Raw genomic sequence first — 23,294 nt, 5'->3', positions numbered from 1 at the left:
AATGATAAATAATAAATTCAACGAATTAACTCAAGAAAATGGCGTACCGGTAAAAATGTGGACCAATGGAGTTCCTGTTGACCCGAAAGCAGTTACACAACTACAAAATACCGCCAAAATGCCGTTTATTTTCAAGCACCTTGCTGTGATGCCTGATGTACACGTGGGGAAAGGTTCAACCATTGGAAGCGTGATTCCAACTAAAGGGGCCATTATTCCTGCGGCGGTTGGAGTGGATATTGGTTGTGGAATGATTGCCGTAAAAACGTCCTTAACGGCATCGGATTTGCCGGATAGCCTGCAAAATATCCGTTTTGCCATTGAAGCGGCAGTGCCACACGGTCGAACCACCCATCGACATGGGCGTGATAAAGGGGCTTGGCATCGTACACCGGATATTGTCGATAGCCACTGGGCACATTTAGATGCAGAGTTTAAGCGTATCTGCGATAAGTACCCAAAACTGCGCCAAACTAACCATTATAACCATTTAGGGACGTTGGGAACGGGAAACCACTTTATTGAGCTGTGTTTAGACGAACAAGACCGTGTATGGGTGATGCTACATAGCGGGTCACGCGGAGTGGGAAATGCGATTGGTAACTTGTTTATCACATTGGCACAAAAAGATATGCAACAGCATATTGCTAATTTACCTGATAGAGACCTCGCGTATTTCGAAGAAGGAAGCGTACATTTTAATGACTATATGGAAGCAGTGGGTTGGGCGCAAGACTTTGCCCGCCATAACCGTGAAGTGATGATGCACCGCGTGTTAGAAGCACTATCGCGTGAAATTCCAAAACCATTTATTACAGAGCAAGAAGCTGTAAATTGCCATCATAACTATGTGCAAAAAGAGCAGCACTTTGGTGAAGACGTTTTAGTGACACGAAAAGGTGCGGTATCCGCTCGAAAAGGCCAAATGGGGATCATTCCAGGGTCTATGGGGGCGAAAAGCTTTATCGTGCGCGGGTTAGGAGACGAAGAAAGTTTCTGTTCCTGTAGCCACGGTGCAGGCCGTGTAATGAGCCGAACTGAAGCCAAAAAGCGTTTCTCAGTTAGCGACCAAAAAATGGCGACTGCCCATGTTGAGTGCCGAAAAGACAGTGATGTGATTGACGAAATACCGATGGCCTACAAAGACATCGACGCGGTAATGGCAGCACAATCATCACTGGTAGAAATTGTTCATACCCTACGCCAAGTGGTATGTGTTAAGGGTTAACGATAAAACGTTACAGGAGAAAAAGCATGGAAACTGACCATGAAAGTGTATCCGTGCTAATGAGAGAACGGATAGAGAAAACACTCAAAGAAATAGAAGAAACTCATCACGTTAAAATACTGTTTGCATGTGAATCCGTGTTAGAAAATCATTAACAGGTATTTTTCAAAAAAATAGACCATCAGAAATTTTTTGATGGTCTTTTTTCAAAGGCAATGTCAAACACAAAAGAAAAACAGGTTTATCGCCAGTTCGGGTTTTTAATAATGGAATATTTACCCGCACCTAAAAATGCCAATGCAATACCACTCAAGAAGAAATACACTAGGCTTTCAATCGCCCATGCACCGGTTTTATCCAATACAAATGTTTTATCTAGCCCAATCATTAACCATGCAACCACCATGGTGAAAGCCACTAATAAAGCTGATGGACGAGTTAAAATCCCTAAAATAATGAAAATAGGCGCAACCACTTCACCTAGAATTGTTCCATAAGCAATAAATTCAGGTAAACCATAAGAAGCCAGCAGCGCTTTAATACCACTCGCACCAGTCATTAATTTGCTCATACCATGAAACAACATGAGCCCACCAACAGAAAGACGCAATAACAACCTGCCAGCATCTTCATGGGACAACAAACGATTTAATAAATTGACCACTTTATACCCCCTATGGATATCCAAAACATCATTAAGTAGTATGGCTTAAAAATGCATTATGGCTTAGAAAGATAAAGTAAGAATCATTTTAATTTGCATTTCTTATAACTAAATCAATTTTCATTTAATTAAAATTTGTTAACCTTTCACCTATTCAAATATTACGTTTAATTAACCATTTAACAATCAAAAATATTGAATAATATTACAAGCACGACCTGACAGTCACCAGAGCTAATTCAGTTAATGCATTATAGAATGGGCTATACCTTGTTCGATTTAATTGCTGAGAAAATTGTGGTAGCCAACTTCCCAAATGGTCATTCAACAATTCTTTTAATGCGGCCTCCCTGACTTGTGAAGCCAAAACTGCCGCTTGAAATAACATTAAACCAACATGGTCAGAGGGCTCTGGATAACGGGTCTGTATTTTTAAACGCTCCCGTTTTAAAAACTCACTCAATGCCACCGTGGAAGAACCTTGCAAAACACCCTCTGGGTCAAGATATACCGAGCCCCATGGCGGGGCGGGTAATGCTTCAGGTCCAATAAACAAATCCGTCCACTGAGTATGCAGTGCCGCAATCTCAATATTTAGCGATGCCGAGATCCGTTCGCTAAGCGAGATGCTGACCTTACAAGGCCACTGAGATGCGAAGTCATCTAACTTGAAAAAGCTTATTGCATAATGACTTGCATCGTCATTGGGTGAAAATAAATAGCATGTGCCTAAAATATTAAACGCCGCTGCATAGTGTGAAAAATGGATCATAAAAAAGATACTTTCCTAAGCAATACGCTGTTATCTATATGTGGATCGTGTAAAAACAGTAACGCAGCATAAACTCAGCAACCATCGCCGCTGTACAACCAACCACTAAATATCCTTTACTGCTCGAAGTCATAACCCTATTCGCCGTTTGTCGTATATGACGAAACAACCCATATCCCAATACCATCACCGCCAATATTCCAACTACCCAACTCGTGATACGCAGTGACCAAATCCCTTGGTAAGCATGGATAGAGTCGATAGGAAATGTAATGGATTCATTATTATAGCTAGTGTGAACCAAGTAACTTTCATAGGCAGGCTGATAAGCTAAACGAACCAGTAAGCTAACCCCAATCACCGCCCATAACATCCATAACCCACGAGTTGATATCTGAGTCTCTACGGCTCCGATGTTAAAACGCAATAACAAATTGATTAATAAATAATACCCAGCAGCTCCCGCAGTAAACATCGTGCCGTAGAACATCAAATACGTATTATCATTCATCCACGTTAACATTGATGTATAACGATAGATTGAAGCCATGGCATACACATCGCATAGCCCTGCAATAATGGCCAAGCCAAGTAGCAAATATGACAATTCCTTTTTGAGCCATAACCATAGGAAAGTCAGCCCGAGAAAAGCAAAATAGGTAGCGGTGAATACCACTTCACGGCTTAACCACGATGAAAAAATATTCAGCAGTGAGTTAGGCGCATTTAAAGGAACCCCTAAGTGGGTGATTGAGGACAATAAACCGATACCCGCAAATACGCAGGCGACAAATACATACCACAGCAAAAACTGTGCGTGCGTTTTGCCCGTTAAATTCGCCGATAATTTGTTTGCAAAAAGCGCTAACATCAGACTCAACCCAATGGATGTTTGCATTAAAAATGTGAATAATAACAGTGGCCATTCATTCATTTGGCTTCTCCTTGTGAGTCTTGTGTACGACCCGCCCCAAGATGTGGGTGGATCACTAAATTAGGGTGAGTTATTGATGAATCTGGAAGTCCGCGAACATCCGCTAACTCACCATACCGTTGTCGTAATTCATCTATCGGGCCAAACTGAATGGCTCCTAATGGGCAAGTGGCGACGCAGACGGGCTGCTCCCCTTTTAGTTGTAAATCAATACAAAAATCACATTTCGACATTTGCTTGGTTTCAGGGTTCATTTGCGGTGCACCATACGGGCAAGACCACGCACAGGTTCCACAGCCCACACACTTATCTGTATTGACCATCACAATGCCATCCCCGTCACGCTTGTGCATGGCTGTCGTCGGGCAATTTTTCACGCACATTGGGTCGGCACAGTGGTTGCATGAAATGGACAACGTATAGGCAAAGACGTTATTCACCAGCCCCCCTGTGCCGTTTTCGATAAACTCACCACCAGCAACTTCATATACACGACGATATTTGCGACCCACGTCGAGGTTATTTTTATCTTTGCACGCCACTTGGCAGGCTTTACAACCGGAACAACGCGCAGAGTCAATATAAAAGCCAAGCTGTTTGTCACTAACCGCGGGATAAACCTGAAATTTACTCATGCTTTGCTTACCTCCACCAATAAGGTTTGATGGGCATTTCCATGTGCCATTGCTGTACTGCGGGAAGATGTTAAAACGTTCGCACAACCGCCTTGGTCAATGCCATTTTCATCAGGTTGCCACCACGCTCCTGCCTGTAAAGCAACAACACCAGGCATAATGCGCTGGGTGATTTTGACCGGTACCATGGTGATACCGCGGTCATTATTCACTTTAACTCGCTCCCCATCCGTGATATTTCGTCTTTTGGCATCGATGGGATTGATCCATAACTCTTGGCGCTGTACTTCTTGTAACCACGGGTTAGCAAATTGCGTTGAATTGGCACGATTACGACCTTTCCAAGTGATTAATTGCAATGGATAGCGGGAAGCTAGTTCATCTTCCGGCCCCTCAATAGCAGGCACATAATGAGATAAAGCAGGGATGTCCACGTCATTACGCTCATAAAGGCGCTGAGAAAAAATTTCAATTTTTCCGGATGGTGTTTCAAACGGGTTATTCTCGATATCGTTAATATTTTTCTCGAAGGCGACATGCCCCACGTGCGGTTTATGTTTTAATAGATGTCGACGTTTAACCAGCAACTCATCAAAGGTTGGAATGCCATCTTCTGGGCGTTTTTGATGAGCGTCATTGACTAAATACTCAATCCACTGTTTTTCTGTACGGCCTTCACTGAATTTTTCGCCAACACCGAGTTTTTCAGCCACGTCGCGTAACCATTCATAGTCACTACGGCGCTCAAATTCAGGCTCGACGACTTTTTCAGATAAAATAATATAATTACCCGTTCCCCATGTGCCACCCACATTCCAACGCTCTAAGAAACTGGTTTCAGGCAGTAAAATATCGGCATACTTGGCACTGGGAGTCATATATAAGTCACTGTAAACAATAAACTCAACTTTACTTTCATCTTCCAGAACTTTAGCGGCATGCAAAATATCGGGGTTCTGGTTGGTCATATAGTTACCCGCTAACGAAAAAATCATTTTGATTTCTGTATCGAGTTTTTCTGCGTTTTTTAAACCGTTATTGGGCGTTACCAAATCTTTATTTTCACAGGCCTGCACCCAATTGGTGATATTGATTTTCGCTTTCACAGGGTTGTCAAATAAGCTAGGACCCGCGAGAGTTTTACGGAGATCCGGCGTGACTGCCATGCCATAACCTGCTGCCCATCCCCCTTTTACACCCACATTACCCGTGATTGTTGCCAACAAGGTCGCGCCTCGGGCGGAACGTTCACCACAGATATGACGCTGAGGCCCCCAGCCTTGCATTAATACCGCTGGTTTGGTGTTGGCATATTCACGCGCCAATTGACGTATGGTATCGGCGGGTACTTTGGTAATGGGTTCCGCCCATTCTGGAGTTTTCACTATTCCATCTTTTTTCCCCATCAAATACGCCATCAATGACTCATTTTCGGGTATGCCTTCGGGCATCTGGTGCTCATCAAAACCAACAGTGAATTTATCGATAAAGGTTTGATCATGCAGGACCTCACTGATGATCACATACATCATGGCATCCATCATCGCATTGTCTGTAGTCGGTAAAATAGGGATCCACTGATCCGCTAATGACGATGCGGTATCTGAATAACGCGGATCGACAACAATGAATTTAGTGCCATTTTTCTTCATTTTTTGAAAATAATGATTCGTATGACCAAAAATGGTTTCGTTAGGATTATGCCCCCACAGGATCACCAATGGCGTATCTTCGAGCGTGTCTAAGGTGCTACCACTGGCTGATGTGCCATAGGTATAAGGTGTGACCGCCATGGTATTGCCGTTACTCACTGAATGGTAATTCTCCAGAAAGCCCCCCGTGATATTAAATAGGCGGCGTAGCATATTCGCACCAGAGAAAATGCCTCCAGTCACTCCAGTACTGAGGCTAACAAAGCGTGATGCAGGGCCATATTGCTCGTTGATACGCTGCATATTGTCGGCAATCAATGTCGTCGCTTCTTCCCAGCTAATTCGCTCGAAGCGCCCTTCTCCACGTTTGCCCACTCGTTTCATTGGGTATTTCAGTCGATTTGGGTGATAAACAAATTTCCGGTAGCTGCGGCCGCGCACGCAAGCACGCATGATGGGCATTTCTTCATCTAAATCAGCATCTGGACGGGTGCTTATTCGTGTTACTACCCCTTCTTTAACGTGTGCTCGAATATCACATTTGCCACCACAATCAAAACTACTACAGGTGGAGACCACTCTCTCACCTTCATCTTGCAGCGTTGTCGTTGGGATGATATTCGGGTTTTCTGGTGTCGATGCGACCGTGTTTGTGGCAATAAAGGGGACAGCCATGAGCGCAGAGCTGCCTTGAATAAACCGACGACGGGTTAAGGGTTTAATCAGACTCTTGCTATCTGCCCGATCGTGATAATTTTCCATGATAACTCTACCTCTGGCATACATTAGGTTGCCGCGCTAGAGTAATCATTTCCCGGTTTGCCAACTTTCGAAAAGCCGTCAAACACATTGGAATTTCAGCCAACCATATAAAACATGTGGTTATGTCAATAAAAATTGCCTATATTCAGAAGATAGATAATAATTTTTGAATCTCAGCCAAGATAAATTCCTATGCGAAATATTCCTCTAAAAACTGTCGATGCCACTCCACGTGATGTATTAGCTATCGGTACTGATTACCTACCAAACGTGTTACTCGATTCTCACGTCCACCGCCGTGCCCAGTTTTTATATGGCGCAACAGGATTGATTGAAGTCAGTACTGCAGACGGCGAATGGGTCATCCCGCCTGATAGCGGGGTTTGGATCCCCTGTAATACCCCTCATGAAACCCGCATGTTGAATGTCAGTACACGTAGTTTATACATTGAGCCCAAAGCGGCTCCACGTAGAGGAAATAAGTGCGAAGTGCTCAGAGTTTCACCTTTACTACGTCAGTTACTGCTCGAAGCCGTTGATACCCCGATTGAATATGATTTAAATGGCCGTGATGGGGTTATGTACCAGTTGATTTTGCATGAAATTGCACAAGCAGAGCCCCTGCCTTTCTACGCCCCCATCCCACGAGATGAACATTTAGCCCAGTTGTGTCGGGAATTCCTAAAAGCCCCACAAATCACCTCACTACCACAGGAATGGGCCGCTAAATTACATAAAAGTGAGCGTTCATTTAGCCGTTTTTTTGGCGCTCAAACAGGGCTCTCTTTCTCTGACTGGCGGCAACAAGCTTGCTTATTAAGTGCAATTACCCACATTTCTGCGGGTAAATCCATTACCGAGGTTGCATTCGATTTAGGCTACAGCAGTGTTGGGTCTTTTTCGACCATGTTTAAAAAATGGTTAGGCCAAAGCCCATCCAGTTTTATTCAGAAAATTGGTGGATGATATCTAACCATTCAATTTAATCAAATGTGGCGATTAACCATGCAGACCCTTGATAGCTTCCTGCGTCTGCATTAGCTCCTTGAATACGATTACGTATCTGAATCGTACGCTCTGACTGAATTCCCACACGAATGTCTGTGCCTGCCGCCCCAGTTTGCTCATCCACAATTTCTAACTGCCTGTAAATCGTTTTATTTGAAGCATCTTTCATCGGCAACCGCTTTTGCGGGTCGCTATCGGTGGCATAGTCTAACCGCAATCTTACCTTCGTTAAGGTTGCAAATTTGCATGTATACCTGATGCTTTCACTCACCAAGCTATCATAATAAATACGACTTAATTGGCCATGCCGTAAATTGACCGTGCTAGCCTGTCCAGAGCTCGTTTACGTGGAACACATCGCTTTTACATTTAACTGAGGTAACGAGGCGGTACTAATACTAAATTTACTCTCTTCGCCATTTTCTTCGCGTACCGTCACATCCAATACACCACGGATGCCGCTATCGAGTAAATGGCTCTGGAGGAACGGCTGTTTCAGAAATAATACATTCTTGACTGCGAACAATCACAATTGCATTAGTGTTTGCCATACCAATAATTTCAGGTGCATACCCCCGCTAATTTAGGCGGTAGCATGCGGTCATCACTTTCTAAAGAAAAACCAGTATATTGCCAAGATTCAAAAATATCCGAATAAAAATAATTTTCTCCCACGGTAAAAATAAATAACCGAGTTGATTTTGATAATTGAGGTGCAATATTTAATTTGGTTAATCGTATAGATTTTTCCTTACTGAAGTGTTAACCAGATAAGAACAAAAAACCCGCCTTATCTGGCGGGTTTAGGATGTCGCATATCCCCACCACTAAGTAATGGTAATAATAATGCTTAAGCTAACGGCACCCTGTGACATATAAATTTCCAAAATAGAATTGCAACTAACTTATCAACAACCAATACAAACCGTCAAACTTAGTTGAGTTATAATCATAAACAAAAGGCCTGAATACATTCGGGATTCAGGCCTTTATTTTCACTAACTAATGTTTACCATTTTTATGATGATTAAGTGTTTCTTCTTTTAAATCAAGTTCATCACGTAAACGGTGATACACCCTCTCATTAATATTTTTGCTTTTACGCATTTGATATAACGCGTCACGTTTTGCTTTTAACGCTGACTTGGACATCTCGCGTTCCATATCAATCATCTTATGTAAATCATACACATCTGACTCAGTTTCATCTGAGTTATCGAGTCGTCTACCATAAATTTCTAACAGTTGTGCCCCAACCTCAGTACGCATGGCAATTTCATCCATATCATCCGATGGGTGGTTCATCAATTCACGTAAATGTGCCATTGCGGCTTCATTTAAGGCTAAACGCGCTCGAATTTCGTCATTATCATAAGGTAAGTCTTGTACCAGCCCTTTAGTTAAAATAGGCAGTGCAATACTGGCAATCAGTAATGAACATAAAATCACCCCCATTGCTAAGAAAATAGCCACGTCACGATTCGGAAATAATGAACCATCTGGCATCAATAAAGGTAATGTTAAAATACCCGCTAACGTAATCGCTCCACGCACTCCCGCTGTCGCCATCACTGCCATCATACGAATATGCATAACATCGGCTTCTTTACCACGACGGCGTTTATGGAAGACCGTTAGAGTCATCGAGATCCACACCCAGCTAAACCGTAAAACCGCCAAGGCCACAGTAATGATTACCACATAAACAAATAGCATCCAAGGATGGCTTGCACCCGCGGCCTCTGCTACAGCAGGCATATTTGTCCACATACCGGGTAACTGCTCGCCTAACAAGATGAAAATCATCCCGTTCAACGCAGTTTGTACTGTATCCCACACCGCTTTACTTTGCATACGTGTTGCGGCTTGCATACGCCCTGCAATTTTTTCATAGTGCATGGCAATACCGGCAACCACTGCGGCTAAAATACCGGAAACATGTAAATGTTCAGCTAATAAGTAAGCCGTAAATGGCATCAATAAACTGATCATAATTTGAATAGCAGGTTCTTCCCCAGTGCGCTTAACTAGCAATTGGTTTAACCAGCCAATTGCCCAAGCCACCAGCAAACCAATTAAAATTCCGCCAAAAGCCACTAATACAAACTGCCCCGCCGCTGAAGCAAGGGAAAATGTGCCTGTTAGCGCAGCGACCACCGCAAAACTGAAACACACCAGACCCGTTGCATCATTCAGCAATGACTCCCCTTCTAGAATATGCGCCATTCGCGATGGTAATGGGGAATTGACGGTCATTGCAGACACCGAAACAGGGTCTGTTGGCGACAAAATAGCAGCCAAGGCAAAAGCAACAGCTAAAGAAATGGCCGGAATTAACCAATGTATAAAGAACCCCATACCAATAACCGTAACCACCACTAAACCTATGGCTAACGACATGATTGGTTTAATTTCTTGAAATAAGGCTTCTTTAGGAATACGCCAGCCATCAAGAAACAATAAAGGTGGAATAAATAAAAACAGAAATAAATGAGGTTCAAATTCAACCGTAAAACCGTATAAAGACAAGCCAGCCCCCAGTGCTATCTGTATTAGGGGTAATGGAATAATATCTTTGAGCAATCGTGAAACAAAAACGCTCACAACAACGGCTAATAAAAAAACGAGTACAAGTGTCACTACTGACATTGATTGCTCCATGTTTAGCTAATCATTAATTATCAGTTATGCAGTAAATAGATAAATCGAATCAATGTAAAGTAGCAATTAATCAATCAATACAAAAATAATAAAATTAAGAAATAGCCTATCTATCATTAAGTTACAAAATTACTATCTACTTGAGTTGTCAATAAAAAATTTATTTATCAATTTGGTAAATAACGATTAAAACTCCATCTCAACAATAAGTTATGCCTTACCGTTAAAAATAGGATTAAACCATCATTACTTAATGATATATCTAGATAAATAGCCACGTTAAACAGTGGCCATCCAAATAATGAAAAGTGTGGGTCTTAATAAAGCGCTTATGGACGTTCTAAAATACGGGCGCCGGGACCTTTTCGTCCAAGGACATCATCAGGGTTACGCAGTGGGCAATCACTCAGTGATAAACAACCACACCCAATACAATTATCCAATTCATTACGTAAACGCGTCAATTGCCGAATACGCTTATCTAAAGATTTACGCCATTGTGTCGACATCTCCTGCCATTGTTCTGAAGTTAGCGCACTATTTGCAGGGAAACGTCCTAATGCCTCTTGAATTTCATGTAATGGGATCCCTGTACTTTGTGCGACTTTAATAATGGCAATATAACGCAGTACAACAGAGTGAAATCGTCGCTGATTCCCTTGAGTTCGAGTACTTTGAATGAGTCCCTTTGATTCATAAAAATGGACTGTAGAAACAGGTACTCCCGAGCGTTTTGCCACTTCGCCCACCGTTAGTGCCCGCGTAAAATCAATTTTTTTTCCCTCGCTTTTCTGAGGTTTTATCGTTTTTGTGTCTTTGTCCGCCATTTTATCTCACCTTTGCTTGACCTCAACTTAACTTAAGGTTTTATAGTGCCACCCTGCTAGTTTGTCAATTGAGGTTACTTTTTAAAAGGGGATAGGTTTATGCCATCGGTGATTACCAAAATGTTAGAAAGCAATAGCTTATGGTTTATTGCTCGTTTACTCATCTTGGTTTTATTTATTTCATCTGGTTTAGCCAAAGTTTTTGATTATGAAAATAGTCTGGCCGAAATGCGCGCCGCGGGTCTGCACCCAGATTGGTTTTTCAACATTGCTTCTGCCGCTGTCATGTTAGTTGGCTCTGCTCTTGTGCTATTTAATCGTCTTTTATGGCTTGGAACTGGGGCGCTAGCCGTGTTTTTGTTCCTCACAATTGTGATTGTCCACACCTTTTGGAGCTACACGGGAGAACAGGCTCAAATCGCGATGTTTTGGGCAATTGAACATATCGCTGTTATTGGTGGCTTAATTGCTATCGCCATTGCAGGGCATTTTCGAGGTCTTTATTTCGCGTTAAAAGCGCAGAAATAGAAGGAAAATTTAATGAATAAAAAAACAATAATGACACTTTGTTCCGTTTTAATCGCTGTTGGGGCGGGTAGCGCGATTTATTCGACCTATGCCCAAAACGAGGAAGACGAACAAGCAGCTTACCAATATCCACCAGTAAAAGTGGCATTGGCTCCTGTTAGCTTAGATACTGCGCCTCGTACCTTTTACGGTGTGGGTGAGTTAGAAGCTGGCAGCCAAGTGTTAGTCGCGGCAGAAACCAATGGCCGTATTACGAAAATTGCATTTGAATCTGGCCAACAAGTCAAAAAAGGCCAATTATTAGTGCAGCTCAATGATGCCGTTGAACAAGCGGATTTATCACGTTACCAAGCACAGTTGCGCAATGCGGCTCGCTTATACGAAAGAACCCGTTCATTATCTGCGCAACATTTAGTGGCAGAGGCTCAAGTGGATAGCACACGTGCTGAACGTGATATTGCCCAAGGCCTAATCCGTCAAACCCAAGCATTAATTGCACAAAAAACGATCCGAGCGCCATTCGACGGAACGATAGGTATTCGCCAAGTCCATGAAGGACAGTATTTAAACCCAGGGGAAGCCATTGCCAGCCTGGTGGATACCAAAACCTTAAAGCTCAACTTTTCCTTAGATGAACAGGCCTCACCGGAACTGCATCAAGGCCAAATTGTTGATATTACAGTTGATGCTTATCCCAATAAAACTTTTCCAGCCCGTATTACGGCCATTGACCCACTCATTGGTAAATCACGTACTATCGCCCTGCAAGCCACATTAGAAAATAGCGATGGCACATTAAAAGCTGGGATGTACGCCAATGTGAATGTGGTACGCCAAGCCAGTAATGAAGTCATTACAATCCCAGAAACCGCTGTTACGTATACCGCCTATGGCGATACCGTATTTATTACGCAAGGTGAAGGGGATGCGATGACCGTCAAGCGGGTGTCCGTAAAAACGGGGCAACGTTGGGATGGCAAAATTGAAATAGAACACGGCTTAAGTGCTAACGATAAAGTCGTCACTTCTGGGCAATTACGCTTAAACGACGGCTCTGCTGTCACCCCTGTTGCCCAAGATACATTGTCTGAACCTGTCGCTAACACAGCTCAAGGTTCATAAGGAAGGCGTAATGAAATTTACTGATATTTTTGTTCGCCGACCTGTTCTGGCTCTCGTGGTCAGTGCTTTGATTGTGTTAATTGGTTTATTTGCGCTGAGTAAACTGCCTATTCGCCAATATCCACAACTTGAAAGCTCGACGATCACCATTACGACTCAATACCCTGGCGCATCAGCTAAATTGATGCAAGGGTTTGTGACACAGCCCATCGCACAAGCGGTTTCCTCTGTGGAAGGCGTAGACTATCTGTCTTCTTCTTCTGTGCAAGGAAGTAGCCTTGTCACCGTACGAATGGAACTTAACCGAGACTCCACTCAAGCCCTTGCGCAAGTAATGGCGAAGGTGAACCAAGTTCGTTATAAATTACCGAAAGAAGCTTATGACCCTGTGATTGAACTTTCTTCTGGGGAATCCACTGCGGTTGCTTATATCGGTTTTTCCAGCACCAATTTATCCATTCCAGCCCTGACAGACTATATTTCTCGCGTCATTGAGCCAATGTATTCCTCAATTGACGGTGTCGCTAAAGTTCAAGTCTTTGGTGGCCAACAGTTAGCAATGCGTTTATGGCTGGATGCCGATAAATTAGCTGGCCGAGGGCTAACCGCTGCGGATGTTGCACAAGCAGTTCGCCAAAACAACTACCAAGCGGCACCCGGTAAAGTCAAAGGCGAGTTCGTGATTTCTAATGTCTATGTTAATACCGACCTCACTAATGTCGATGAGTTTCGTGATCTAGTGATCCGCAACGACGGCAATGGATTAGTACGGTTAAAAGATGTGGGAACCATTGAATTAGGAGCCGCTTCCACAGAAACCAGTGGTTTAATGAATGGTGAGCCTGCTATTTACCTTGGTTTATTTGCCACACCAACGGGTAACCCTTTGGTAATCGTTGACGGCATGAATCAATTAATGCCTGACATCACCAAAACCTTACCACCCGGTGTTAAGGTGGAAATGGCATTTGAAACTTCGCGCTTTATTAAAGCGTCTATTGACCAAGTGATTAGCACATTAGTTGAGGCGCTACTGATTGTTATTGCGGTTATTTACCTGTGTTTAGGGTCAATTCGCAGCGTCATCATCCCAATTTTAGCTATTCCGCTATCTATGTTAGGTGCAGCCGCACTCATGATGGCATTTGGGTTTAGTATTAACTTACTGACGCTACTGGCCATGGTATTAGCAATTGGTCTCGTCGTCGATGATGCTATCGTTGTGGTCGAAAACGTCCATCGCCATATTGAAGAAGGGAAATCACCAGTTTTAGCGGCTTTAATTGGTGCTCGTGAAGTGGCAGGCCCAGTTATCGCGATGACGATCACCTTGGCAGCGGTATATGCTCCAATAGGGCTGATGTCAGGTTTAACGGGAGCTTTGTTTAAAGAATTCGCACTCACGTTGGCCGGGGCGGTGATTGTTTCGGGTATTGTGGCATTAACCCTTTCCCCTGTAATGAGCTCTTTTATGTTGAACTCAAAACAGAATGAAGGACGTATGGCACGTATGGCAGAAACCTTCTTTTCTACCTTAGCCCATTACTATACCATTGTATTGAATTTCTCTTTGAAAAACCGTTGGTTAACAGGTGTTATTGCCGTTGGTGTATTCATTAGCTTACCACTGCTTTATCAATCAGCTCCTCGTGAATTAGCCCCTGTGGAAGACCAGTCTAGTGTATTAACGGCGATCAAATCTCCGCAACACGCTAACCTCGAGTATGTAGAACGTTTTTCGCGTAAATTACATGATGTTTTCATGGAGTTGCCAGAAACAGAAAGTACTTGGATTATTAACGGAACCGATGGCCCCTCCGCCAGCTTTGGGGGAACTAACTTGACATCATGGGAGCAGCGTGACCGCGCCGCATCTGAGATCCAAGGTGACTTACAAGGGCGCGTCGGTGATGTCGAAGGGAACAGTATTTTCGTTTTCCAGTTACCCGCCTTGCCAGGTTCAACGGGTGGCTTGCCAATCCAAATGGTTCTCAGAAGTCCGCAAGATTATTCGGTACTCTATAAAACCATGGAAGAGATCAAGCAACAAGCACGTGAAAGCGGTCTGTTTATGGTGGTAGATAGTGACCTCGACTACAACAACCCAGTGGTAGAAGTCCGTATTAACCGTTCAAAAGCGAATAGCTTAGGCATTCGTATGCAAGATATCGGGGAATCACTGACCTTATTAGTGGGGGAAAACTATATTAACCGCTTTGGGATGGATGGCCGTTCTTATGATGTGATCCCTCAAAGTATTCGTAGCCAACGCTTAACACCGGAAGCCCTTTCACGCCATTATGTGAAATCAGAAACAGGAACTATGATCCCACTGTCAACGGTGGTCGATATCAATACCCAAGTTGAACCAAATAAACTCACGCAATTTAATCAGCAGAATGCAGCAATTTTCCAAGCAATACCCGCCCCGGGTATCACGTTAGGCCAAGCCGTTGCCTATTTAGATGATATTGCCAATGAACTACCCGCCGGTTTTAGCCATGACTGGCAATCCGATTCGCGCCAATATAAACAAGAAGGTAACACCCTCGCCTTTGCCTTTATGGCGGCGCTCATCATTATTTACTTAGTCTTAGCGGCACAATATGAAAGTTTAGTCGACCCATTGATTATCTTGATTACTGTTCCACTTTCAATTTGTGGTGCGTTGATTCCATTGGCACTTGGTTATGCAACATTAAATATTTACACCCAAATCGGCTTAGTCACATTAATTGGCTTAATCAGTAAACACGGAATATTGATGGTTGAGTTTGCCAATGAATTACAAGCCAATGAAGGGTTAGATAGACGACATGCCATTCTCAAAGCAGCACAAATTCGTTTACGCCCAATACTAATGACAACCGCAGCAATGGTGATTGGCTTAGTTCCTCTGCTATTCGCCACTGGAGCAGGAGCGAATAGCCGCTTTGGCTTAGGCTTAGTGATAGTCACTGGTATGTTAGTTGGCACATTATTTACCCTGTTTGTTTTACCAACCATTTATACCTTGCTAGCCCGTAATCACAGTGCAACCGCACTAACACCAAGGCGCTATGAGCTTGCCGAAGCGAATCGCCTAATCAAAGAAACTGAGGAGACGTCCCAATGAGAAATACGTTAACTAGCCGTCATCAACGTAACAGCCGTACAGTCAACGAAGTGGAAGTGAATGCAATGAGTAATAGCATGGCCATGCTATTAATTTATCATGGTCTCCCCGCAGGTCTGGAAAAATCTCATTCAGCGTCAAACTCGAGCACTTTAAATAAGCCTACACGCTAATGTAAATAGCCGCCAAACCATTTAGGTTTGGCGGCTATTATCAAACAACATGACAAAGTACTCTATTAGCCTTCGTAAAAAGCTAAAACAAGATTACCTTCCCGAATAATAATTGGGTTGCCGGGTAATGCGTCCAACAATTCACGCTGAGAACTTTCTACGACCACCGCCACATCTTTATAATGATAATTTTTTAATAAATCAGGTAACTGCTTTAAGCTATAAAACCGATTAGCGGCATCTGGGTATTTTAGCCCGTAGCCTAATTCCCCAGTTTGGTGAAGCATCGTAATATCACTGCGTTTAAGTACCCATGCCAATGTGGTGCCTAGCCCGACATTATTGGTTAACAATACAGATTTATCAGCTAACTGGTGATGATACTTCGCAATCACCTCTTGTGGCGTATTATTACTGGCAATACGAGATGGGATCACATGCCCTACCGTTAAGCTAATTGCCACCGTACACACTGCGGCTAAATACCAAAACCGTTGTTTGAAAGAAAGCAACGCAACCAATAACCAAAAAATAAATGCGCCAGCGGCTAACCATAGCTTTCCACTTTCATCGGCCTGATATACATTCAGTTTAGGGTAATAAGCAGAAGCAATAATTCCACCAGCAATAACGGCACCTATGAGTGTGTTAATCAATGCATTCAAACGAATAGTGAGTGTGTTTTTCTCAGTCAGTATTTTTTCAATGTAGGCTGCCATAAGAACCGCGATCGGTGCAATACAAGGCAAAATATAGGTCAGTAATTTTCCTTTAGTAATACTGAAAAAAACAAATGGCACGATAAACCATAATAGAAAATAAATATGTAACCCTTTTTGCTGCCATGCGTGTCGTAGCGCACCAAAAAGGTACCCTAGCCAAGGTAATACCGCAGCGAGCAAGATAGGGATATAAAACCAAAATGGGGATTTGTTTTGCGCGTTATTCGCCATAAAACGTTGAATATGCTCAACCCAGAAGAAATAGTTCCAGAAATCAGGCTCACGGCTGGCAATAACAAAGGCCCAAGGTAAGCACACGACAAAAGCAGTGAACAGCGAAACAAACGAGAAAACAAATACTTCTTTGAATTGCTTAAAGTAAATAGCGGCAACAGAGCAAACAAGCACTGGCAGCACTAAAACGAGAAAACCTTTTGTTAATACCCCTAACCCACAGGCTACTCCCATCATCATAAAAGCGAGTAATTTATGAGAGAAGTATTTTGTCGTTAAACCCCATTGGAAAAAGAAAATCACCATAGTGATAAATGCTGTCACAATCGGGTCAAGAATATTGTAGGTACCGATGGTAAAGACCATCAACATTGAAAGATAAATAAACACCGCGTTGAAAGCGAGACGTGAGTTTTTCCAAGCCATTTTAGCGCTAAGATAAACAAATAGCCCACTAGCTAATGTACTAAATACCACACCAAGACGAACAGAAATGTTATTTTCACCAAATAACATTTGGAAAACAGCCCCTACCCAATAACCAAAAATAGGTTTCTCAAAATAACGAATATCTAAAAGTTCAGGAACACTCCAGTTATAACTTATAATCAGTTCCCGACTAATTTCTGCATACCGCAGTTCATCCGGTTGCCACAGTAACCTACCATTTAATGGTAAAAAATAGGTTACTAGGACAAAACCGAATAACAGGCACCATTTAAGGTAGGCAACTTTATTGTTTGCCATAATCATCTCATCTCAACCATTCTTGTTATTGATATTTAATAATTTTATTTAGTTCATTTGAAAAACACTTTCTTTTTATTTAGCTATTATCGTTATGGCAATTAAACCTCATTTAAACAAATCGAACGTTAGTTGGTAGAAAGGTCACTGTATATAAACAATCAATAAATGAATACTACAATTCATATACAAAAAGAGATAAGAATCAAATAATAAGACTGAGTGTTTAAAGAATAGTTCAGTATTTAAAAATAAGGTGAAAATTTAATTCGTTCTTAATATTAGTCATTAATACAAAAAAGTGTACGGCAGTTTATAAACAAAAACCGGTCAGGGTATTCACCATAACCGGTTATTATTCATACAAAGTAAAACTATTTGGCAGCAGCTAACGCCTGTTCAAGGTCTGCTAAAATATCATCAATATGTTCTATGCCAATTGATAAGCGGATCATATCCCGAGAAACTCCTGCCTGCGCTAACTCTGCATCATTAAGTTGACGATGTGTCGTTGATGCAGGGTGGCAGGCTAGTGATTTAGCATCACCAATATTTACCAACCGCACAATCAGTTTCAAGGCATCAATAAAGCGTGCCCCTGCTTCTTGGCCACCTTTAATACCAAACGACATAATACTTGCTGGCTTGCCGTTCATATACTTTTGCGCTAAGCCATGTTCAGGGTTACTCGGTAGCCCTGCATATTTCACCCACTCTACTTGTGGATGATTTTCCAGGTAGTTCGCAACTTTTAGCGCATTTTCGGTATGTCTATCCATTCTTAGCGCGAGGGTTTCTAAACCTTGTAAAATCAAGAATGCGTTAAACGGTGATAATGCAGCCCCCGTTCCGCGCAATGGCGCAACACGGCAACGAGCAATAAAGGCCGCTGCACCAAAATGTTCGGTATAACTGACACCATGGTATGCCACATCCGGCTCTATCAATAACGAAAAGCGATTCGGGTATTTTGTCCATGGAAACTTACCTGAATCAATAACCATTCCACCCAGTGATGTACCATGGCCGCCAATATACTTAGTCAATGAATGAACCACGATATCCGCCCCATGTTCAAATGGGCGACATAAATATGGGGTCGCTACGGTATTATCGACAATCAAAGGCACACCATGGCGATGTGCAACTTCAGCGAGTGCAGCAATATCCACAATAAAACCCGCTGGGTTTGAAATTGACTCACAGAATACGGCTCGAGTCTTGTTATCAATAAGCGCTTCAAGCGCTGCTAAATCATCGTGCTCTGCAAAACGGGTTTCAATTCCTAAGCGTGGCAAAGCGTGGGCAAGTAAATTGTATGTTCCGCCATATAATTTTGCCACGGAAACAATGTTGTCCCCAGCTTGTGCGACTGTTTGAATCGCATAAGTAATTGCCGCCATTCCAGAAGCAACAGCCAACCCTGCCACACCGCCTTCAAGGGCAGCAACACGCTGCTCTAGAACATCATTCGTTGGGTTCATAATTCGCGTGTAAATATTACCCGCGACTTTTAAATCGAAGAGATCAGCGCCGTGCTGAGTGTCATCAAAAGCATAAGAAGTCGTTTGGTAAATCGGTACGGCAACAGACTTGGTAGTAGGATCAGGGGAGTAGCCCGCGTGAATCGATAATGTTTCTAATTTCATTCGTTATCCTTGTTACGACACACTGGAAAATGCAATTGCCAGAGGAGGTTCATAATTATGTTGTTATGATGCTGTGATAACTCTAGATATTACCTAAGACACCATAGCGAGCAACTAATTGAACTTGAAATTATTTCACATTGATAGATGCAGCAATGGTGATTATCACACCCTTCAGCTTAAAAATGAGTTATATCAGTGTCTATCCTTATAACCTATTTCGTATTGATATAAAAAAAGCCACAACCCCTACAGGTCGTGGCTTTACGTCTTATATAACTTTATTTATAACTATAAGAAAGCGCCATAAATAACCGAAGTAATAGATGCTAACCCACAAATAAAGGTGAAAATTTGTGCCAGTTTTGAAGTGCTAAATTTCTTCATTGCAGGAACAATATTCATCGAAACAACAGGTAGAATGAATAGGATAGCGGCAATCATTGGTGCCCCCATCGTTTCAATCATGCCTAAAATACTTGGGTTACGAATAGTCACAATCCAGGTTGTTATCACAATAAATAACATGGATGCCGTTTGAATTTTCTTCACAGAGAAAGAAGAGCGAGATTTAATTAACCCAACCAAACCTTCGTGAGCGCCTAAGAAGTGACCAAAGTAACTTGATACAATCGCAGCGAAAGCAACAATAGGCCCTAAATAAGATAGGATTGGCGATGGGTTGATATTCGCAATATGTGATAACACACTGATATTTTGTTCTTTCGCAACGGCAAGCTCTGCTGGGCTTAGTGATAACACCACAGAGAAAACGAAAAACATCACGAAACCAGTCAGCATCAATGCTGCACCACCAGTAATCATATCCGTTTTTACCACTGCATTATCACCAAACTGCTGACGTTGGTCTTTAGTAAATTGGCTGATGATTGGGCTATGGTTAAATGAGAATACGATAAGTGGGATCGCCATCCAAACAATCACAGGCATTGCACTCCAATCAGGAGCCACCTCTAGCATGGACATATTCCACTCAGGGATTAGATACAATGATAAAGCTAACAAAATGAATACCAAAGGATAAACCATTAGGGAGGTGAGCTTTAACATAAGGTCGCGACCAAATACCACACCAGCAGTCATTGCAGCAATCAATACTCCAGACAATAACCATCGTGGTAGTGGGTCTATTCCTAATTGATTTACTAAGAACGAATCAACAGTATTCGTGATACCGACACCGTAAATCAATACGATAGGGTAAATAGCAAAGAAATAGGCAAATGTAATAATATTTGCGCCTACTTTACCAAAATGCTCTTCTACCGTATCGGTAATATCGGCATTTGGATTTTTTGAGGATAAGACAAAGCGAGCTAACCCTTTATGAGCCAACCAAATCATTGGTGTTGCAATTATTGCTAATACTACTAATGGCCAAAAACCCCCAGCACCAGCTTTAATTGGTAGGAATAAAACGCCTGCCCCCACGGCGGTACCAAATAAAGAAAGTACCCAAGTAAAATCCTTATAAGTCCACTTACTGACAGGTTTATCTTCTGTAACTACTGCTTTTTCAATTGTGCTCATCTTGTGTTCTTCATCATTAACGTTATTAAAATAAGATGTGCAGATTTTGCATTAAATGGGCAACAGTACCTAATTTAATTACTCTATTTCTTTCAACTTTTTGGGGTAGATCTCGTTAATAACGTAAAAGAACAAACACCACGTAATTATTCTGTAAAAAAATAATTTCGCAATCAATTAAAAGAGTAAATTTTAGATATAAAGTATTTAATTTTTAATTCGAGGAATGGCTGAGTTATTCGCTCAGCCATTTTTTTTTACCTGAGAAACTGAAATGTTATAGATATATAGGCACTAATATTTCTGTCGCAATTACAACCACAACCAATCCAACTAATACTGGGATTGACGTTCTTTTCACGACTTCGAACGGAGAGATTTTTGCCATACCAGATACGGCCACGACAACCCCTGATACCGGCGATAAAGTCCGCCCTAAGTTAGAGGCTTGTAGCATTGGTATCACTAAGTAAGCAGGATTGACCCCCATTTGTTTTGCTAAATGAGGAATTAGTTCAACAAATGCATAGAACGGTGCATTCCCTGAACCTGTGGTCATCGCAGCTAACATCGTAATCACCACCAGTGCAATCATCATCACAATTGCGCCAGAACCGAATGACTGTGCAAGGTCAATGAGCCCTTTAATAAAGCCAATGGTACTTAAACCTTGAGCAAATACCCCAGCCGCCACTAATAACATAACGACCGTTGCAAATGCTTCTGCCATACCTTTGTAGCAAACTTCTAAGCCACTATAGACATGTTTAGCGCTGAAGCTACGGATGAATTCAATGATTGCAGCCAAAATAATACAGCCAACAATAATGGTAACAATATGCAATTCAGGCGCCCATTTACCATCAAACACTAAAACACCGATAATTGGCGTAAAAGGTAAAATAGCGTAGAAAGCAGGAGCATGGGTTTTAATTTCATTCACATCTAACATTTCAGTCGTGACATTTTCTTTTCTGTCGAGGTAACGCTGCCAAAAGAAGTGAGCGATTGACATTGCCACAATTGCCGCGATAGAAATCGGTAAGGTCGTTTTAAATGCAAAGTCGATTAATGGCATTTCAGCCGCTTTTGCCGCTAAGATAACATCACCAGATGTCGGCGCTAAAATAATTGCCGCTGGCGATGCACAGATTGCTGCTGCTGCACCACGGCTGATCCCGACATTCACCATTACAGGGAATAATGTCGCCATCAGTAATACACCGAGGCCTGTCGCAGAAGATACCGCCAGTGACATCAAACATGCCACAATATAAGCAGCAACCATCAACAAATAAGGTGAGTTGATCATTTTTAATGGCTTAGAAGCGATTTTCACCACAACATCATTCGCCCCAATGTGAGTCATATAAGATGCAAACCCACATAACACCATGATCATCATACCAAGGTCGCCACCTCGGCTCATTAATAGGAATTTTATGTATTCCAGAATATCTGTTACACGCCACCCCGTCGTTGGAACAGAACCTGGTAAAATACTTTTGCCCATAATAGCGGTAATGATTAGAAGTAAAATCCCTCCTGTCATTAACACACCCGTTGCGGAATACCCTTTTATGATATAACGCCCAACTCCAATGGCGACAATAACGCCGATTAAGAGCTCAATCATTTATTTCTCCTGCCTGTCTTATTTTGTAATTATAAAAAAAATTACTCTGCCTAATCATTAAGCAAAATTCACTGACAATGATCATGTCAGCAGATGATTTTTAATATAGAAATGCGTTAAAACACAAGAGAAATAAATAAAAAATCTTTTTGATAGTTATTTCGCAGCCGATCTTCCTATTTATTAACAACACATAGGAAGAACGGCCTAACTTAGACTAGAAAAAATATTTGAAGCGAGCACGAACACCATAGCGTTCATCATCATGATGACTAATCAAATTAGGGTTATCTGCATTAATTTTAGAGTAATAAGCACCAAGATAAATTTTGTAATTATCTATAGCTAAAATTTGAGGTAACTCATAAGAAGCATATAAAGTATGAACATCATATTTACCTGGGATGTTATTCAACACTGAATTAGGGTCTGTCGAAATATTTACTGCATTAAAATCTTTAATATTATTATGCGCATAGATATAACCTAGTTGAGCGCGACGCCACAAAGCATAGCCACCTAACGATAAATCTGTTTCTGCTATTGCATCTAGGTATGCAGTACTGAATGTTAGCTGCACGCCATTATCTGAGTATTTTTCTACGCTATTCCATCCTAAAGTCATACCATATCCATTACGTTTGGACATATCCTTCCAATGACCATCAACGTTA

Annotated in this window: 20 protein-coding genes and 1 pseudogene; 7 read left to right on the top strand and 14 right to left on the bottom strand. The window is 42.1% G+C overall.

The window, feature by feature from the left end; all coding sequences use genetic code 11:
- The first annotated feature begins 1 nt into the window (after position 1).
- Positions 2-1,228, top strand: a complete 1,227-nt coding sequence (locus PSE72_RS17145) for an RtcB family protein (protein WP_117163018.1) — start codon at positions 2-4, stop codon at positions 1,226-1,228.
- A 26-nt stretch (positions 1,229-1,254) separates the two neighbouring features.
- Entirely contained in the window at positions 1,255-1,383 is a 129-nt protein-coding gene (locus PSE72_RS17140; RefSeq protein WP_226537988.1) for a nucleotidyltransferase domain-containing protein, read from the top strand.
- An 86-nt stretch (positions 1,384-1,469) separates the two neighbouring features.
- On the opposite strand, the gene PSE72_RS17135 is transcribed toward PSE72_RS17140, so the two are convergent.
- The 5 genes from PSE72_RS17135 to PSE72_RS17115 form a co-directional block, all read right to left on the bottom strand.
- Complete coding sequence (locus tag PSE72_RS17135; protein ID WP_004915049.1) at positions 1,470-1,892, bottom strand: DoxX family protein; 423 nt, start codon at positions 1,890-1,892, stop codon at positions 1,470-1,472.
- A gap of 205 nt (positions 1,893-2,097) precedes the next feature.
- Entirely contained in the window at positions 2,098-2,664 is a 567-nt protein-coding gene (locus PSE72_RS17130; RefSeq protein WP_115166496.1) for a molecular chaperone TorD family protein, read from the bottom strand.
- Positions 2,665-2,698: 34 nt separating this feature from the next.
- Positions 2,699-3,598 carry a dimethyl sulfoxide reductase anchor subunit family protein gene (locus tag PSE72_RS17125; protein ID WP_115166495.1) on the bottom strand — a complete coding sequence of 300 codons (900 nt, stop codon included), beginning with the start codon at positions 3,596-3,598 and terminating at the stop codon, positions 2,699-2,701.
- Complete coding sequence (locus PSE72_RS17120; RefSeq protein WP_115166494.1) at positions 3,595-4,233, bottom strand: DMSO/selenate family reductase complex B subunit; 639 nt, start codon at positions 4,231-4,233, stop codon at positions 3,595-3,597. Before PSE72_RS17120 ends, PSE72_RS17125 begins: the two co-directional genes overlap by 4 nt.
- The gene (locus PSE72_RS17115) at positions 4,230-6,647 is read right to left on the bottom strand and encodes a DMSO/selenate family reductase complex A subunit (RefSeq protein ID WP_115166493.1); all 2,418 of its coding nucleotides are present in this window, start codon (positions 6,645-6,647) and stop codon (positions 4,230-4,232) included. The genes PSE72_RS17120 and PSE72_RS17115 overlap by 4 nt, the downstream gene beginning before the upstream one ends.
- Before the next feature lie 192 nt (positions 6,648-6,839).
- Between PSE72_RS17115 and PSE72_RS17110 the strand changes: the two genes are divergently transcribed.
- Complete coding sequence (locus PSE72_RS17110) at positions 6,840-7,613, top strand: AraC family transcriptional regulator (protein WP_004915063.1); 774 nt, start codon at positions 6,840-6,842, stop codon at positions 7,611-7,613.
- A gap of 16 nt (positions 7,614-7,629) precedes the next feature.
- On the opposite strand, the gene PSE72_RS17105 is transcribed toward PSE72_RS17110, so the two are convergent.
- The 4 genes and pseudogenes from PSE72_RS17105 to soxR form a co-directional block, all read right to left on the bottom strand.
- Entirely contained in the window at positions 7,630-7,872 is a 243-nt protein-coding gene (locus PSE72_RS17105) for a hypothetical protein (RefSeq protein ID WP_198641988.1), read from the bottom strand.
- Positions 7,873-8,025: 153 nt separating this feature from the next.
- Positions 8,026-8,339, bottom strand: a pseudogene (locus PSE72_RS17100) (fimbria/pilus outer membrane usher protein); the annotation flags it as partial.
- A 318-nt stretch (positions 8,340-8,657) separates the two neighbouring features.
- The gene (locus PSE72_RS17095) at positions 8,658-10,304 is read right to left on the bottom strand and encodes a Na+/H+ antiporter (protein ID WP_115166492.1); all 1,647 of its coding nucleotides are present in this window, start codon (positions 10,302-10,304) and stop codon (positions 8,658-8,660) included.
- A gap of 341 nt (positions 10,305-10,645) precedes the next feature.
- Positions 10,646-11,143, bottom strand: coding sequence for a redox-sensitive transcriptional activator SoxR (gene soxR / locus PSE72_RS17090; protein WP_109912609.1), 498 nt, complete (start codon positions 11,141-11,143; stop codon positions 10,646-10,648).
- A 99-nt stretch (positions 11,144-11,242) separates the two neighbouring features.
- Here soxR and PSE72_RS17085 point away from each other — a divergent pair, with 99 nt between their 5' ends.
- Genes PSE72_RS17085 through PSE72_RS17070 form a run of 4 tightly spaced genes read left to right on the top strand, consistent with a single transcriptional unit; the run spans position 11,243 to position 16,081 of the window.
- A complete protein-coding gene (locus tag PSE72_RS17085) occupies positions 11,243-11,671 on the top strand; it encodes a DoxX family protein (protein WP_004915121.1) in 429 nt (142 codons plus the stop codon).
- Between the two features lie 12 nt (positions 11,672-11,683).
- Positions 11,684-12,793 (top strand): efflux RND transporter periplasmic adaptor subunit, encoded by a 1,110-nt coding sequence (locus tag PSE72_RS17080; protein ID WP_115166491.1) that lies wholly within the window; start codon positions 11,684-11,686, stop codon positions 12,791-12,793.
- Positions 12,794-12,803: 10 nt separating this feature from the next.
- Positions 12,804-15,908: a MexW/MexI family multidrug efflux RND transporter permease subunit gene (locus PSE72_RS17075; protein ID WP_115166490.1), complete on the top strand. Its 3,105-nt coding sequence runs from the start codon at positions 12,804-12,806 to the stop codon at positions 15,906-15,908.
- Complete coding sequence (locus tag PSE72_RS17070) at positions 15,905-16,081, top strand: hypothetical protein (protein ID WP_004261134.1); 177 nt, start codon at positions 15,905-15,907, stop codon at positions 16,079-16,081. The genes PSE72_RS17075 and PSE72_RS17070 overlap by 4 nt, the downstream gene beginning before the upstream one ends.
- 65 nt (positions 16,082-16,146) lie before the next feature.
- Here PSE72_RS17070 and arnT read toward each other — a convergent pair whose 3' ends face one another.
- From arnT to PSE72_RS17045, 5 genes are all read right to left on the bottom strand, one after another.
- Entirely contained in the window at positions 16,147-17,790 is a 1,644-nt protein-coding gene (gene arnT / locus PSE72_RS17065; RefSeq protein WP_198641986.1) for a lipid IV(A) 4-amino-4-deoxy-L-arabinosyltransferase, read from the bottom strand.
- Positions 17,791-18,158: 368 nt separating this feature from the next.
- Complete coding sequence (locus PSE72_RS17060; protein ID WP_115166489.1) at positions 18,159-19,433, bottom strand: bifunctional O-acetylhomoserine aminocarboxypropyltransferase/cysteine synthase; 1,275 nt, start codon at positions 19,431-19,433, stop codon at positions 18,159-18,161.
- Positions 19,434-19,724: 291 nt separating this feature from the next.
- A complete protein-coding gene (locus PSE72_RS17055; RefSeq protein ID WP_004261167.1) occupies positions 19,725-20,984 on the bottom strand; it encodes an aromatic amino acid transport family protein in 1,260 nt (419 codons plus the stop codon).
- A 277-nt stretch (positions 20,985-21,261) separates the two neighbouring features.
- Positions 21,262-22,620 (bottom strand): anaerobic C4-dicarboxylate transporter DcuC, encoded by a 1,359-nt coding sequence (gene dcuC / locus PSE72_RS17050; protein ID WP_004261170.1) that lies wholly within the window; start codon positions 22,618-22,620, stop codon positions 21,262-21,264.
- 217 nt (positions 22,621-22,837) lie between these two features.
- Positions 22,838-23,294: carbohydrate porin (locus PSE72_RS17045; protein WP_272691036.1), on the bottom strand; the 457-nt coding region annotated here is incomplete at its 5' end.

Source organism: Providencia sp. PROV116, from assembly GCF_028482485.1.
GTDB classification, from domain to species: domain Bacteria; phylum Pseudomonadota; class Gammaproteobacteria; order Enterobacterales; family Enterobacteriaceae; genus Providencia; species Providencia rettgeri.
This window is presented reverse-complemented; position numbering and strand designations above follow the sequence as displayed.

Excerpts from the sequence above, each read along its gene's own strand:
- PSE72_RS17115 (WP_115166493.1), bottom strand. The coding sequence starts at position 6,647 with ATGGAAAATTATCACGATCGGGCAGATAGCAAGAGTCTGATTAAACCC.
- PSE72_RS17145 (WP_117163018.1), top strand. The coding sequence starts at position 2 with ATGATAAATAATAAATTCAACGAATTAACTCAAGAAAATGGCGTACCG.
- PSE72_RS17080 (WP_115166491.1), top strand. The coding sequence starts at position 11,684 with ATGAATAAAAAAACAATAATGACACTTTGTTCCGTTTTAATCGCTGTT.
- PSE72_RS17075 (WP_115166490.1), top strand. The coding sequence starts at position 12,804 with ATGAAATTTACTGATATTTTTGTTCGCCGACCTGTTCTGGCTCTCGTG.
- PSE72_RS17120 (WP_115166494.1), bottom strand. The coding sequence starts at position 4,233 with ATGAGTAAATTTCAGGTTTATCCCGCGGTTAGTGACAAACAGCTTGGC.
- PSE72_RS17085 (WP_004915121.1), top strand. The coding sequence starts at position 11,243 with ATGCCATCGGTGATTACCAAAATGTTAGAAAGCAATAGCTTATGGTTT.
- PSE72_RS17125 (WP_115166495.1), bottom strand. The coding sequence starts at position 3,598 with ATGAATGAATGGCCACTGTTATTATTCACATTTTTAATGCAAACATCC.
- PSE72_RS17110 (WP_004915063.1), top strand. The coding sequence starts at position 6,840 with ATGCGAAATATTCCTCTAAAAACTGTCGATGCCACTCCACGTGATGTA.
- PSE72_RS17070 (WP_004261134.1), top strand. The coding sequence starts at position 15,905 with ATGAGAAATACGTTAACTAGCCGTCATCAACGTAACAGCCGTACAGTC.
- arnT (WP_198641986.1), bottom strand. The coding sequence starts at position 17,790 with ATGATTATGGCAAACAATAAAGTTGCCTACCTTAAATGGTGCCTGTTA.
- PSE72_RS17130 (WP_115166496.1), bottom strand. The coding sequence starts at position 2,664 with ATGATCCATTTTTCACACTATGCAGCGGCGTTTAATATTTTAGGCACA.
- soxR (WP_109912609.1), bottom strand. The coding sequence starts at position 11,143 with ATGGCGGACAAAGACACAAAAACGATAAAACCTCAGAAAAGCGAGGGA.
- PSE72_RS17095 (WP_115166492.1), bottom strand. The coding sequence starts at position 10,304 with ATGTCAGTAGTGACACTTGTACTCGTTTTTTTATTAGCCGTTGTTGTG.
- PSE72_RS17140 (WP_226537988.1), top strand. The coding sequence starts at position 1,255 with ATGGAAACTGACCATGAAAGTGTATCCGTGCTAATGAGAGAACGGATA.
- dcuC (WP_004261170.1), bottom strand. The coding sequence starts at position 22,620 with ATGATTGAGCTCTTAATCGGCGTTATTGTCGCCATTGGAGTTGGGCGT.
- PSE72_RS17055 (WP_004261167.1), bottom strand. The coding sequence starts at position 20,984 with ATGAGCACAATTGAAAAAGCAGTAGTTACAGAAGATAAACCTGTCAGT.
- PSE72_RS17060 (WP_115166489.1), bottom strand. The coding sequence starts at position 19,433 with ATGAAATTAGAAACATTATCGATTCACGCGGGCTACTCCCCTGATCCT.